Below are 14,536 nucleotides of genomic sequence, written 5' to 3' on the forward strand. Positions count from 1 at the left end.
CCCCTCCGTTCTTTTCGTCTCGAATACGTTGATTTGAATACGCTTTCATCGTAACGCTAATCCAGTGCCACAAGCCATTGTCAAAACCTAAAATATACCGCAATTTCTCAAAAATGAGGGTAGCAAAACCGCAAGTTAACCGCTTTTTCTTGAAAAAAAGCCCAAGAGCTACTGGACTTCCCTGTAGCGCCCGGGCGTTATTCCTTCAAATTTTTTGAATATGCGGTGGAAGGTATTCACATCGTTGTAACCGACCATCAGCGATATTTCGCTGACCGTATATTTCCCTCCGGTAAGCAGCAATTTGGCCTGTACCAGCCGCGTCTTGTTAATATAGTCGAGCAGAGATTCGCCGGCAAGATCCTTGAACAGTTTGGAAACATACGACGGCGTCATGGAGAAGGCTTCCCCGATCATTGAAATGTTTAGGTTCTCGTCCTGGTAATACTCGTTGACATATTTCATGACCTTATCGATTAGCGGATTGCTGCAGTATTCGCGGTTATTATTAACGTAACCGCACAGAAGCTCCATCATATCGTAAAGCTGGCTGCGCATCTCCCCTACCGTCTGGCATTGCATCAGGCGTTCGATGGCGCGCACTCCGTCAGGCATATCCGGCTTACCCGCGATGCGGATTTCTCCGATTACTTTTTGCAGCGTAGCCATCAGATCGAACATGAGACATTTTGCTGTATGAAAAGGATACGGCTCCGTCGTAACATTTTTCTGAATAATCTCCCCGACGAACGTTTTCGCCTTATCGAGCTGGCCTTCGCGTACCATAACGATCAATTGCTGCTCGGCCTTGAGCGGATAAAAATAACCACCAGGAGCAGCCCCCTGGTTGTCGTTGCCGCTCAGGTCCGCATAATGAATAATGCCCCCGCTGCCTGCAATGATACGGTATTCCATCGCCTCGACCGCTTCCTGAAACGCCTGGAAGATTCCATACTCGCCCTCCTGCTGCGCGCTGATGGCAGCGGTCAACTGGACATCGGCATGACTTGCGATGAACGACATCGTTTCTTCCGCGATGCGCTCCAGCTCCCCCCGCTGCTCCGCCGGCGATGCAAGCTGATGGTTGACGATGCAGGCGAGTAACTCCTGGTCCAGCTCTACCGCATAGGCGTTGACGGACTTTCGCGCGACCTCCTCAACCACGTTGGCGATCAGGAAGTGCAGCAACCGCTTGTTATGAACCTGATCCTCATCCTTCCGATGGAACTTGCCGAAATGCTCGATGCGCAGCAAGATAACAGAAAATCCGCCCAGCGGGAAGCGTAGGTCATAGGCTGAGAACGATTCGTGCAACGGGATATGGCTGTCGAGTTGCCCCTTCAGCAACCGCTGCAGGAAATGCGATCTGAGAGTATTATTATGCTGATTCAGCTTGTTATGAAGCTCCTCCTTCTCATGGAAGGTGCTGCTCAGCGCCTGCTCCAGAAAGGAATATTCATTAGAGCCGCGATCGAATGTAACACCAGCCTTGAACGACAAGCTCTGAATCAGCGCATGGATCGGCAGATAGTTCCGCTTGAGCAGCCAATACGTCACGCCACCGCCAACAATGAGGCAAAGCAAGATGCTGGCGATCGTCAATTGCTCTACCACGTTCATCTTCTGGTGATATACGTCCGCCGGCAGCGTCATCACATATTTCCATCCCGTAATGGATGAGGTTGTGTAGGATGCAACAAGCCGGCGACCGGCAGTCTCGATCTCCAGTTGCCCCGATTCTTCCGGCATATCGCCGTATTGTACAGCAGATTCCGCCAGCGACTCGCCCATAGACGCAATGAACCGGTTGTCTTCATCCAGAATAAGGATTGTGCCTTCCTCAGGCGCCGACGCTTGCTCCAGCAACTTGCTGCGGTCAATCATAAACAGCAAGACAGCTCCCGGCTGATTCATGATCGGTGACGTCACATTTTGGGCATACATGACCGTAGGACTCCACTCATTCTCTTCAGACACCACAACCGAGTGGTAGCCTTTAATGTACCATTGGTCAAAATATTCTCGAAACGACTGGAACGGCATATGCTCTTCAAGGCGGATATGGTCGTATAACGCTTCGGTGTTCATACGGTTGTTGCGGGCGATAACCGTATCGCTATTTTTGTAGTAAATATAAATGCCTTCAAGAAAATCGTTAGCGATTTCGTATACGCGCAAATCATTGGCGATTTGGTATATTTCGTAGTGATCTGAATCAGACAGAATGGCATCGGCCGAAATAAATGATGCGATTCGTCTGTTGAGGCTCACCTCTAGGCTTAGGCTCTCGATTCCTTTGAACTGGCTATCTATGGCTTGCTCCATCTGAACAAGAATGGATTGGTTGGCGCGGTTAATTTCGTCTTTTACAACGTTCAGCGTCGCGCCGTATATAACGCCGCTGATCAGAATGGGCACGAGCAGCACCGAGACGTAGGAAAGCATCCAGGTCAGGAATACGCTGCGATTTTTGTGCCGGAGCTGCTTCAGATAGATTGTCCACCGGTTTCGAGTTTGGGCCATAGGTTCTCCTCCATGTTAGCTTTAGTCGGATTCGGGACCGACGTCGGTTCTTGTCAGAATGACCGGACAACGAATATCCGCGACATCCGCTTTCTGATTGTTGATACAAACCGCCGGAGACGGCCGGTATTCATAGATGGCCGGCTGTTCCTTGCCGCATACAAGGTTGTAAGCGATTACACATTGCTCCGGCGCATAAGGAATCCGCTTGCCGAGCGTAATGCCGTGACGACAATTGACAATCGTATTATTCACTACATTGGCGCGATAGACGCGCCAATGTTTCCTCAGTTCCTCCTGCGTCGGCGCCTCGGGATAGCCGTCCGGCCCTCCATCGTAGTTGCCGCCGTCAATGAGCAGCGCATCCAACGTCAAGTTTTCCATATAATTATCAAAAATGTGGTGGTCGTTGCCGTAAATGCGAAACCCGCCCATCTCTTCCTTCACGCCATCGCCGATAAACACATTATGATGAAATCGGTTTCCATGTCCGTGCCGCGCAGTCACTTGGCCGGCGGAGTTTAGGAATGTGTTGTACCGAATTGTATTATAACAGCTTTTTACCGAAATAATCTCGGGCTCTCCGTCGCAAAATTCAAACAGATTGTGTTGAATCGTAATATAGCCGTTCGAGAGAGAGATGCCGGACAAGCCAAGCCGGATCGCTTCAAGCCCATTGACGACTCGTGGGCCTATATGATGAAAATAATTATATTCGATAACATCATGCTGCGAAATTTGTTCTCCGTCGCCATCAAAAATGACGAGCGGACCAAGGTCGGCCTTTGGCCCGAACTCGTTGCGTTCGATCCGGTTCCAGCCGCTGCCGCTTCCCACCACAGACAGCAGGCTATACGCCGTCCCAACCTGTCGCGGCTCAAATCTATTCCGCGCAATCCTCACATGCCGCGAACCGTCCAGAATGATAGATTCGCGCTGCTCGACCTGGAAATGCAGCCCCCATACCTCTACATAAGCTGAGTTCAAGATTCGTATACTTGATTCGCCGGATATCGTCGCTTTTCCTTTATTTAGAGCGCGAATGCTTAATATGGCGGTGTCCGATCCCACTTTGCCTTCAATGATATAGTCTTCATTCCGATCGTAAACGCCGTCAGCCAACAAGATCGTGGAACCAGGCTCTGCCCGGCCAATGGCTGCCGCCAACTCGTCGCTACTTGATACCAGATAATTAGTAGTCATCTTCCCACCTGCTTCCTATAGAATAGGCGGATATGATTCTGCAACTTCTGCACGATCATATCCGCAACTTCACAACCTTTATTATGAAAGATACGTTTCCCATGCCATAGTGTAAAAAAATGAAGCAATCATAAAAATGTAAACTGAGGTGCAAAATGAGCGGGAATTATCGCCTTGCAGCCTGTAAATCGTAACCTGCCGGTTGACAAAACATGAGAAAGGACGTATCCCGTCAACAGATCGTGGATACGTCCCCATTGCTTTGCCTGCTCTCCTACCCGCTTATCCGAAAAAGAAGTACGCAACCTTCATCTCTTCTTCCTTCAACAGCAACTTTTGTGCCGCTTCGAGCAGGGGCGTGCGGTCATAGACAAGGCTTTTCATCGCTATTTTGCCATCGGTAATCGTGAAGTAATGCGCTTCTTTCGACGGATCGTCGCGACGTCGGTAGGACACGCTTCCCGGATTCAGCCACAAACTGGCATCACTCAAATAATGAATGCTTCTGCGATGTGTATGTCCGAAAATAATGCGGCGATCTCCTCCGGCCCCGGTTGTCCTGCCGTTACGTTCCGCCCAGAAGGCGTCGTACTTGGGCAAGCTGTCAATCGTCAAATAGTTGTCGTACAGATGCTGCATCGTATAGCTATAGCCGTCCATCTCGAATGTGCGGTAGACCGGTATGCTTTCGAGGAAGGAAATTTCCGCTTCGCCGAGCATCCTTGCATTGTAATGCGCCCACTTGATCGCATCCTCCGCCACATCATGACCACCATTGCCGTTTCGGTACAGGTCGATAATAATGTCGTCGTGGTTGCCGCGAACGCAAATCGCATCGTTCTTATACACCCATTCGATAACTTCCCGCGGGAAAGGCCCATAGTCTACGAGATCTCCCGCGCAATAAATCAGGTCACAGTCGGGTTCTGCCTTGCGGATCGATTCCAGCGTATTGACGTTGCTGTGAATATCCGAAATAATTAAAGCTTTCATGATCGGTTCAACTCCCAACATTTCAACATTCTCAGCAGTAGCGTCACCGCTTCCGCCCGCGTAGCTGTATCACCTGGCATGAAACGGTCGAGCCCTAGCATAATTGCAAATTGCATGCGGGTTAATGGCATATCGGGACGGAAGCTGTCATCCGGATAGCCGCTCACGATGCCCGTTCGACCGCTTGGGCAATGACTTCCCGGCCCCAGTGATTCCCGGTGTCCGGGAAATCCGAAAGATGAGGCGGCTCCGTCGTCTGACTTGGCTTTGGCGACTCGCTCGGAGCCGGCGCCGCTGTCAGCGATGGAGCCGGGATTGGCGTCGGAAGCGGATCCAGCCTCCTCCTATGCTTACAACGGGACGCTTCATAGCGATGGTGTACGGGATGTGCGGCTTCGGCCTGCTGCTTTCGTTCCGAACAACTCAGTTAAAGTCAACTTTACTCCCCTCGTCTCCCGCCGCGAACCCACTCCGGCATTTCGGATTTAAGTGTTCTCTCATTATGTCGAGCGCACTCTTCCTCCTTTATATAAAATGATAGAACTTTGATAAATCGTCAAAAGCTAAAACTGCCCTCAAATATTCCGACTTCCTATCTGCAATTTCTGGAATGGACATCAAATCTTAAAAAAGTCACTCATGGGATCGGTATGTATGGATTATATCAGGGTCTTTATCGGCTAATAAAATAGGAGTGTTTTCAATATTATTAGGCGACTGGGCTCAACCGTTTCCTGTTTGATTCTCTCATGTGGCAAGTAAGGAACATGCAAAAGAAAGAATTGATAAGAAAATGCCGGATGTCGTTCTGTTTACTTCACCTAATGAAAAAGATCATGTTGTTGATGCTTTTGTTTTGAGAGCATTGAGTGCTGTATCTACGACATGATCGCAATCGGCTCCGCAGTCACCGTTGCCTACCATAGGGATATTTTTCCCATCACTAAAAAATAAGTTCGTTCACCCTATGCTGTCCACACAAAAAACGCGAGACAATTTATGTCTCACGTTTTCCGTTTAAAAATGAAACTTGATTTGAATTCGGCTTCTGATATTATTCCTTTAGCGAATTACTACACACTTCTTCTAATTTCAGACCACGTGATCCCTTAATAAATATGACATCATCTTTTTTTTATATGCGGCGACATTCAGAAATAAGTTCTTCTTTTCATTTTCTTGATACCCCAATTCCAACATATCTCCTAAATCCAATATTTTTTTGTTAAAACCATCTAGATTTGAAACGGTTTCTATCGACGCTTGTATCGAAACAGGACTTGCATTCCAGACATCATTTATAATTAAATATCCTTTTTGGGTCGGAATGCGTTACATCCTCATTCCGATGATCTCAAGATTCGTGAGTCCATTGCAGTAGAATCATAGGTTCGTCAACGAAACTTAACCATTAATATTTCAGTGTATGTTGTACATATGTCTTTAATCAGAGAAAAAACCTTGACGACATTTACGGGAATGCAAGACGACGGTGTCCTTCAAGGCTCCGCCGTCTTATATGCCGTTTTTCCGTTATCCCCAAGCAGCCAGCTCCATCTCGAAATCGGTCGTGAAATCTGGGCTGATCGGCGTGACCCGCACGTTCACGTTAGCCTTCCAGATGTTGATTGGGATGTCGGGTGAAGAACCCTCGTAGACGTACAGTCCCTTGCCCTGCTGCTGTACCGGCTCTAGCTTCACCTTCCAGATGCCATGACGGCCGTCGGAGCCGACCGCCTCCACGCGGACGTCCTTGTGCCAGATGGCGCCAAGTTGAATTTCGGCACGGAAAGCCGTCTTGTTCAGCCCGATCCTGCTGCTGTGGTCGGCCAGAATGTCCGCTTTCCTGACGCTCACGACGGACCAGTTGTCACGGATGAATTGCTTGTAGATGGCAACCCTTGATGCGATCTCGAAGTTGTCAGCGGCGAATCGCTTCCCCCTTACGGTCGTGGGGACATACAACTTGTGCCAATAATCGCTTACCATTCTGTGGGTGTTGAAGACGGGCGCGATTGAGCAGATCGACTCTTTCATCAGGTTGACCCATTCCGTCGGGACCGCGCGATCACTCCGCTTGTAGAACAGCGGAATAATCTCTTCCTCGAGCAGCCGGTAAAGCGCTTCGCTGTCCTGCTGCGCCTGGTACTCGAAGTCGCCGTCCGTCTCCCCTTCGATGGCCCAGCCGTTCCGCCCGTTGTAGCCTTCCGCCCACCAGCCGTCCATTACGCTGCAGTTGAGTACGCCGTTCATAGCCGCCTTTTGCCCACTCGTACCGCTCGCTTCCATCGGCTTCACGGGCGTGTTGAGCCAAACGTCGACACCTTGGACCAGCTTCTTCGCCTTATCCATCGCATAGTTCTCCACAATGTAAACCGAGCCCTTGAACCTTTCCTCCCGGGAGAGCTCCACTATTCTGCGGATAAGGTCCTGTCCCGGTCCGTCCGCGGGATGCGCTTTTCCGGCAAAAACTAGGCAAACGGGGCGCTGCGGATCGCCTAAAATGTGCGCGAGCCTCTCTAGGTCGCGGAAGATGAGCAGTGCCCGCTTATACGTCGCAAACCGCCTGGCGAAGCCGATGATCAACGGTCCTTCACCGGATGAGGCAAGCGGCAGGCCCAACTCCCGGACCATCTCAGCTTTCGCCCGCTGATGCTCCTCCCACAGCTCTATGTGTGGGATATCCCGAACAGCAGCCCATACGTCCGGTTCCGCAGTGCGGACGGCCCAGTCGGGCGGGAGGTGCCGGTCGAACAGCTCCTTCATGCCGGTGGCTAGCCACGTCCCGATATGGATGCCGTTCGTGACTGAATCGACTGGAATGTCCTGTCTCGGAATATGCGGCATCCACCGGTGGAACATGTCCTGGGTCACCTCGCCGTGCAGCTTGCTCACCCCGTTCACCTTCGACGATGTGCTGACGGCAAGCCGTGTCATGTTGAACGTATCGCCCATTCGGCCGAGCGACAGCACCCGCTCCCTGTCCGTCCCGAGCTGCCAGTAATACTCGCCGAAATAACGGTCCATTATGTCGATGGAGAAGACGTCATGCCCGGCCGGAACCGGTGTGTGCGTCGTGAATACGGTGCTCGCCTTGACCGCTTCGAGTGCCGTCTCGAACAGCACTCCTTCGGCGGATAACATGCGGATGCGTTCGAGCGTCAGGAACGCTGGGTGCCCTTCGTTCATATGCCAGACGTCCGGCTGGATGCCCAGCGTTGCAAGCAGTCTCGCTCCGCCGATGCCGAGGATCATCTCCTGGCTTATGCGAACGCCTTGTTCGCTTGGATAGAGTGTGTCGGTCAAGCGGCGGTCCGCATCGCTATTGGATTCAACGTCGGTATTGAGCAGGTACAGCGTGACCGAGCCCAACTGAACGGACCACGCTTTCACATACACCTGCCTGCCGCCCACCATCACGTCGACGACGAGAGGCCGCCCTTCGGCATCCCGCACGAGACGAACTGGGTAGCAGCTCGCCTCTGGATCGATTTTTTGATACAGATGCTGCTGCGAGCCGCCCTCATCAATGTGCTGCTGGAAGTAACCCTTACCGTAAAATATGCCAACGCCCGTAAGCTGAACATTCATGTCTGAGGCCGCCTTGATATGATCGCCTGCCAATATGCCAAGGCCACCCGAGTAAATCGGTAAAGATTCGTCAAGTCCAAATTCCGCCGAGAAATACGCTACACCACCGTTTGACATCATCCCACCTCATTTTCGCTAAAAATTGCGCTTCATCTTGTAAGCGCCTGACTTGATGCCTCTATACTATATGCCGGTTTGCAGTACACGTGCCTATAGCAAGTGGGAGCCGCGAAGTGATAAACCCCGGCAAGCCGGGTATATAAGAAACCCATATTTCATACAGATCACTGACTGAGTTTGACAATTGTTGAGCTATTGGGACAGCATAGTATGCTATAACCTCAACATATCTTTGATGGAGAAGTATCTTTACAATATCGATTGGGATCCTTTCGTTCTGAACAGCATGGGTAGCGATAAGCATGAATGTGTAAATGTACTTTAACGATAACTTGGTTCACTTCTACAGTTTGTATAGCAATACCATGCAATAAGAACCTCAGATTGACGTTTATCGTAAAGTCGTTAAAATGTCGGATTTTTATCTGATTGATACGATTCCTTGAGCGACTTGATGATCTCGGTCATAAACTTAAATACTTCTTCTGGCATGTAGCAATTTTCTGGTTCTTCTCTTCCCTTTGGCGTTAACCGAAATATATAGTTCTTATGCATAAGTAAGCCAAAACTGAGCTCTCTCCCATTCGATGAATGATATCGTGTTAAAACTTAGTTAGAGGTATAATGGGTTCTTTGTTTGCATTAAAGACGATAAGAAGATATTTGCTGTTTACTCCTTACGGACATAATTCATGAATATAAGCTGCCTTACTCCCACCATTATTTTTCTATTTCAAACACAAAAAAATGGACTTCCCATACTCTAAGAAATGGGTGTCCATTTATGGTGTGTAACACTAAGCCATGATACCACTGGTTCTCTAATGTCGATTGACAAGAACTTGAAGTCATAAATGATAATAACTTTATCCATTCCTTTCTTTACTGTTAAACCTAAAAAACCATCGCCAAACAATGGCGACGGTTTCATAAACTCACATACGCTATATGTTATTGTCCCCCGACAGGACAAATCTTTTCTTAGCAATTTCCATATCGTTGTTCGAAAACGCGATAAAAAACAAGCATCGGCTAACGCAAACGATGGTTTTTTGCGATTCGGTTCCCTCAATCCTCGAGGAAAGCGATGCGGATCAGCTCTTTTGCCTTTCGAAGCTTATTTGGGTCCAATCGCCGCAGCATGGCCAGAATCTCACTTACTTCTCCGGCATCGCGGAAGTTCCGCGATGCCTCCGTCTCCGAATTATCTTCCTGCAAGTCTTCGGCCTCATCAAACCGAACCCATGACGTAACTACTGTATCCTTCATGCATTGTACGAGAAATTGCATTTGTTCGATATCGTAACGGCTTAGAAATTCGCGAACGTTGCCTTCGATATGGACGTGCAGCTCGTTGTGCAGATCGAAGACCTTTTGACCGACAGAGGTTAACCGGAACAAGACTTCCTTCTTATTGTCGGGGAGCGATTCTCCTTGAACGATTCCTTGCTCCAACAACCGCCGCGTAATCTTGGATACGCTGCCCCTCGGGATGCCGAAACGCTTGGAGATCGTAATGCCGTTCACCAGCTCCGACTCCCCGATCGCGTGCACGATGTGCAGCATAAGGACGGTCGCTTCTTTCAGAAAATCGATGACGCGGTCGTCCGAGGTACGCGCCGTCATCCAACACCTCTCCTCGTCCTCTCCTTCTGTCTGGAATCGATTCTGCAAAGCGCCGATTTGATTCATCATCTCCGTGATCAAGAGTGCTTGTTCGACATTCGAGTTCGTCCTTTTAATGGACATCGTTCGTTCCCCTTTCTGTTCTTCCTGACGTTTTGTTTGTTACAGTATAGCAAGCAATCGGCTTGAATTAAATATTCTAAAGAAACATTATTGACAACTAATAAACAAAAACATACTATTGTTTCATAGGATTCATTATTGATTCCGGTTAACAAAATAATGACTACGAAAAAGGGGTGCTCCACCATGAATTTCGTAATTGTGTTCGACCATCCATACGGTGCCACGGCTTCCGAGAACGTCCCACATCGAAGAAGCTACTCCGCCGCGTTATTAGCCGCCGTGACCAAAGGTCTACTCTCGAACCATCACAGCGTCGATCTAATCGATCTGCACGCGGACGGCTTCAATCCCGTCATGTCCGCCTCGGATCTGGCCGATTGGCGACAGAAGCGCACTCGCGACCCGCTCGTGGCCGACTATCAGCAGCGGCTCATGGCCGCGGATCATATCGTATTTATTTTCCCCGTCTGGTGGGAAGGAATGCCGGCGCTCATGAAGGGTTTTCTCGACAAAGTGTTCGTGAAGGGCGTCGTATATGCCGAAACGAAGCCGGGACGGCCCTTCAAGTGCTTGTTGCCTCGCTTGAATGGTGTAACCTTGCTGACGGTCATGGCCACGCCGACCTTCGTCTACCGCTGGATCCTCGGGAACCCGATCGTCAAGATGGTATTCCGTGGCACCTTCAGGAAGATGGGCATCCATAAGCTGAAGTGGCATAACTACTCCGGCATGGAAAATCGAACACTCGAGCAACGCCACAACACTCTGGACAAAACAGAGCGGATTTTCAAAAACTATTGACGGTTGTTTTGATGAAATAGAATTCTACACCAAAATGAAAAAAGGCCGCTATATAAGCGACTTTTCATGAGATAATGTTCTTTTCACCCGACATTACTTTCTATGGCTTGTGTCACAATCATTAGATTTAATATGATCGATTATTTTTTCATTTCCCTTCAACTGCTGTCGGAGGACAAGAACATGCATCCTATCCTTCTTCATAGGTTGATAATGAAAAATGACACCACCCCACGTGGATTGTTACGTAGCCTTCACTTGAATCGACTTGTTTTGTATATTTTCCCTTCCTTATATAACCGTAACTTTTGACAAATCGGCATCCATGCCTTTAAGGGCGGCATAGGTCAACTTATCCATCATCGCGTCGTCAAAGCAGATGGTTTTGATAGCACGGTAATATTTCTTGGACAAAGTAAAGCCAGAAATGAACGAAACATTTTTGAGTATCGCGCCTTTAAACGAAACTTCGTTCAGCGCCGACTTGTCAAACTTGACGCCTATGAAGGTCTGCCCGTCAAATCGTTGCCCACGCAGATCCGAATATATGAAGTCCACTCCGTTAAAGATACATCTTTCAAAGATTGTTTTTCTAAGGTCTGTCGTGTTCAGCTTCACATCCGTCAATTTTACGTCTAGAAATTTTGCTCCGTCCAGACCCGACTTGCTGATGTTGGTACGTACAAGGATGGACTTATGGAAGCTTGAATCCGTAAGGTCAATGGCAGATAGGTTGCAGTCAGTCAGATTTGCTTTGTCAAAAATGGCTTCACGCACATCGCTGCTCGCAAAGGTGCTGCCCGTCAAGTCAGCACCCGTAAAGTCGGAGCCCCGTAACGCACTCGCTGCAAATTTTCCTTTATGCGCAATAACACCAGCAAAGTCACTACTAGGTAGATTGCTTGCGCTAAAGTTTGTTACCACCTGCCGCTCCAGCGAGCGGGAGAGGTTAGCAACCTCTTGTACCGTTTGCTCGATGTCACCAATGCTATCGATGGTCATCTCGAAAGCTGTTTTATCGTCCTTGCCCTCTTCTTTGAGTTCACGGTACCGCTCCTGCAGATCGGAGTGCAGATCCGTTTTCAATTCCTCGACGCTTTTTACCCCATCGTATGGTGCAAAAACTCCGTTCAGATAGTTGGTCAATTTCTGATTCAAAACAACCACTCTCCTTATAATAAATTTTCAAGGACGCGCTTTGCGTACTCCCAGTTGTTTTTGTTGCGGGAGTAAGACTCCCTGCCCTTCTCGGTTATTCTAAAATACTTGCGCCGGCCGCCTTGCGATTCGTCACCCCAATACCACTCGATATCACCTTCCACCTCAAGTCGCCGAACACTGGAGTACATGGTTGCTTCCTTTAGTTCATATTCACCGCCCGAGCGCTCCGCAATTAACTTGACAATTTCGTACCCATAGCGATCTTCTTCGGATAAGAGTCGCAATATCATCGTATCGGTATGTCCGCGCAGCAGGTCGGATGTAATTTTGTTCTCGCTCATTTAATCACCCCGCAACTGTATAATACGACATACTACTGTGACTGTCAAGGTACTCATTTAATCAAATCACTAATTTTTATTATTTTCGAATTCGGGAGCATCCTTGATCGCTTAATTCTATAGAGCAGAATCGAGGGAACCATTGGAATGGCGCGTCATTCAGGGGTGAATCCCCTGATTGTCTCAATCAGCGTAAGGTTACTTCTCCATTTCAATAAAGAAGTTGCTCTCTCCCACCATCTAGAAAGAAGGTTTGGGTGTGATTCGCCATTTCGAATAGATAATCTCGTACTCTTCGCTCGGCGTATTCGTAGTGCCGCTTTTACCTGATATGGGGACAAAAAAAATACGCCCTTTGGCATCATGATGGATACCATGGGGCGGGAGTATTGGAAACTCTTAATAACGAATTACTATTCGTCTGAAACCTTCTTCAGCGGGAGGAATATGGACATATCCAGCACTGCCGCTTTCCATCCGCTCTAATGAGTATCCAAGTCCCTTAGGCTCCAACTCGATCGCTTCAGGGGTAAGACCGCTCATATCCGGCAAATAAATCGTGGTAGGCCGAGTCGCGCCGGATGCTTCCTCCCATTCCATCATGAACGTACTGGTCTCATGATCATCCCTATAGGAGCGGATTATCCCAGCCGTCGCTTGCGGATATCCGCGGCATACGCCGCGGAACGACGAGTAGCTCCCGGTCTCTGCACCGAAGTAAGACCAATAGGCGTCGCTGCAGAGCAGTTTCTCGAACTTGCTTTTAATAAACAGGGAAGGTTTCTCCGAGTCAAGCGAGGCGTAATAAGCTCCCCATTCACCGATCAGCATGGGCATATTCAGGCGTTTGCGCGTCGTTTCATGGCTATCGAATATAAAGCCGACCCGTTCTTCGCTGGCCATATGGGTATGTGGCGTGTCAGTGACCAAGTCATATCCATGAGGGGCGTAAACCTGGTGAGGATCTCTTCTCCCGCTTTCTTCCCGGATTGGTTCAATGCCACTCGGCACGCCTTGGTTGGAGAAGTAGTTGGTCTCCAGAAATAGCATGCCGTCGGGATCAACCTCGCGTAACGACTTCGCTACCCGGTTGAACATGTGCATCAACTCATTCTTTTCAAACCGATGCTGAGCGGGAGCAATGGCCAGCATCATGGATTCGAGAACTTGCGGCTGCTCCAGCAGCTTCAGCACCTCGAACTTTCGACTCGGATCCGTCCAGATTTCTGCAAGGTCCGAAATGTCGGGTGCGGACTCACCGTTCAGATCAGCCAATGCCTCGCCATAAGCATGGAGCATGCTATCGATGATGGCACTTACGTCCGATCCGATGAACGGCTCATTCATGATATCGTAGCCAATCACATTAGGCTCATTCCCTAGACGCCGGGCGACATGTCTCCACGCCTGGGCATATCGGTCCTGGATGCCGACGCCGCCCGGTCCGGTCGTGTTGTTCCAGAAATGGTCAAAGGCCGTCTGCACGGCGCGATCAAACAGATAAGCATCGCTCCAGGGTTCCGTCGAAACGTAAGCCTCTCCTTCGGATATCGTAGCCCAGGACGGGGCCCCATCGCCGTATGCCGCGCTATACAGGTCCTGATGCATGTCAAGAAGCACGTACAGACCGTTATTCCGAGCCATCCGGATCTGCTCTCGGAGCTTATCCAAATAGGAATCATCATACACACCCGGTTCCGGCTCCACTCCATCCCATATGACGCCGAATCGGATGAGATTAAAGCCCCACTGCTTCAATCTTAGAAAGTCGTTCTCAACATATTCCCCGATATAATTCAATTTCTTCTCTTTGCAGACCATGTTAATGCCGTGAAGAATGATATGCCTGTGATGCTCATCGGTGAATCGGTCACCTAATACGAAGATTTTTCCCATTATTGGACCCTCCTGCATGGATTGAGGCCGAATTTGGAACATTCGGCCTCAATCGTGCTATATTCTTTTAATTATTCGTCCAAACGTTTAGTTCGTTGAGTGCAATATTATCAATGGACGGTAACCGCCTCCTTATTTTTAGAATATGAGAAGAG

At 49.2% G+C, this 14,536-nt stretch carries 11 protein-coding genes; 2 read left to right on the forward strand and 9 right to left on the reverse strand.

Annotation, left to right across the window (positions count from 1 at the left end):
- Positions 1 to 168: 168 nt before the first annotated feature.
- The 4 genes from AC787_RS30440 to AC787_RS35485 form a co-directional block, all read right to left on the reverse strand.
- Positions 169 to 2,523 (reverse strand): AraC family transcriptional regulator, encoded by a 2,355-nt coding sequence (locus AC787_RS30440; protein ID WP_054028736.1) that lies wholly within the window; start codon positions 2,521 to 2,523, stop codon positions 169 to 171.
- A gap of 21 nt (positions 2,524 to 2,544) precedes the next feature.
- Entirely contained in the window at positions 2,545 to 3,726 is a 1,182-nt protein-coding gene (locus tag AC787_RS30445) for a polysaccharide lyase 6 family protein (protein WP_054028737.1), read from the reverse strand.
- A gap of 282 nt (positions 3,727 to 4,008) precedes the next feature.
- Entirely contained in the window at positions 4,009 to 4,740 is a 732-nt protein-coding gene (locus AC787_RS30450; RefSeq protein WP_235561174.1) for a metallophosphoesterase family protein, read from the reverse strand.
- On the reverse strand, positions 4,716 to 4,886 hold the full coding sequence (locus tag AC787_RS35485) for an S-layer homology domain-containing protein (RefSeq protein ID WP_161807593.1): 171 nt from the start codon (positions 4,884 to 4,886) through the stop codon (positions 4,716 to 4,718). Before AC787_RS35485 ends, AC787_RS30450 begins: the two co-directional genes overlap by 25 nt.
- 136 nt (positions 4,887 to 5,022) lie before the next feature.
- Between AC787_RS35485 and AC787_RS30455 the strand changes: the two genes are divergently transcribed.
- Positions 5,023 to 5,208 carry a hypothetical protein gene (locus AC787_RS30455; RefSeq protein WP_152970818.1) on the forward strand — a complete coding sequence of 62 codons (186 nt, stop codon included), beginning with the start codon at positions 5,023 to 5,025 and terminating at the stop codon, positions 5,206 to 5,208.
- Positions 5,209 to 6,252: 1,044 nt separating this feature from the next.
- Here the strand turns inward: AC787_RS30455 and glgP are convergent.
- Both glgP and AC787_RS30465 read right to left on the reverse strand, forming a co-directional pair.
- Entirely contained in the window at positions 6,253 to 8,430 is a 2,178-nt protein-coding gene (gene glgP, locus AC787_RS30460) for an alpha-glucan family phosphorylase (RefSeq protein ID WP_235561175.1), read from the reverse strand.
- 1,068 nt (positions 8,431 to 9,498) lie between these two features.
- Positions 9,499 to 10,179, reverse strand: a complete 681-nt coding sequence (locus tag AC787_RS30465; RefSeq protein ID WP_054028741.1) for a winged helix DNA-binding protein — start codon at positions 10,177 to 10,179, stop codon at positions 9,499 to 9,501.
- Positions 10,180 to 10,365: 186 nt separating this feature from the next.
- Here AC787_RS30465 and AC787_RS30470 point away from each other — a divergent pair, with 186 nt between their 5' ends.
- The gene (locus tag AC787_RS30470; RefSeq protein WP_054028742.1) at positions 10,366 to 10,983 is read left to right on the forward strand and encodes an NAD(P)H-dependent oxidoreductase; all 618 of its coding nucleotides are present in this window, start codon (positions 10,366 to 10,368) and stop codon (positions 10,981 to 10,983) included.
- A gap of 291 nt (positions 10,984 to 11,274) precedes the next feature.
- Here AC787_RS30470 and AC787_RS30475 read toward each other — a convergent pair whose 3' ends face one another.
- The 3 genes from AC787_RS30475 to AC787_RS30485 form a co-directional block, all read right to left on the reverse strand.
- A complete protein-coding gene (locus AC787_RS30475) occupies positions 11,275 to 12,141 on the reverse strand; it encodes a pentapeptide repeat-containing protein (protein ID WP_054028743.1) in 867 nt (288 codons plus the stop codon).
- A 14-nt stretch (positions 12,142 to 12,155) separates the two neighbouring features.
- On the reverse strand, positions 12,156 to 12,485 hold the full coding sequence (locus AC787_RS30480; protein ID WP_054028744.1) for a PadR family transcriptional regulator: 330 nt from the start codon (positions 12,483 to 12,485) through the stop codon (positions 12,156 to 12,158).
- 399 nt (positions 12,486 to 12,884) lie between these two features.
- Positions 12,885 to 14,381 (reverse strand): cellulase family glycosylhydrolase, encoded by a 1,497-nt coding sequence (locus AC787_RS30485; protein WP_054028745.1) that lies wholly within the window; start codon positions 14,379 to 14,381, stop codon positions 12,885 to 12,887.
- Positions 14,382 to 14,536: the final 155 nt, after the last annotated feature.

It is taken from the genome of Bacillus sp. FJAT-28004 (assembly GCF_001280845.1).
GTDB lineage: Bacteria > Bacillota > Bacilli > Paenibacillales > Paenibacillaceae > Pristimantibacillus.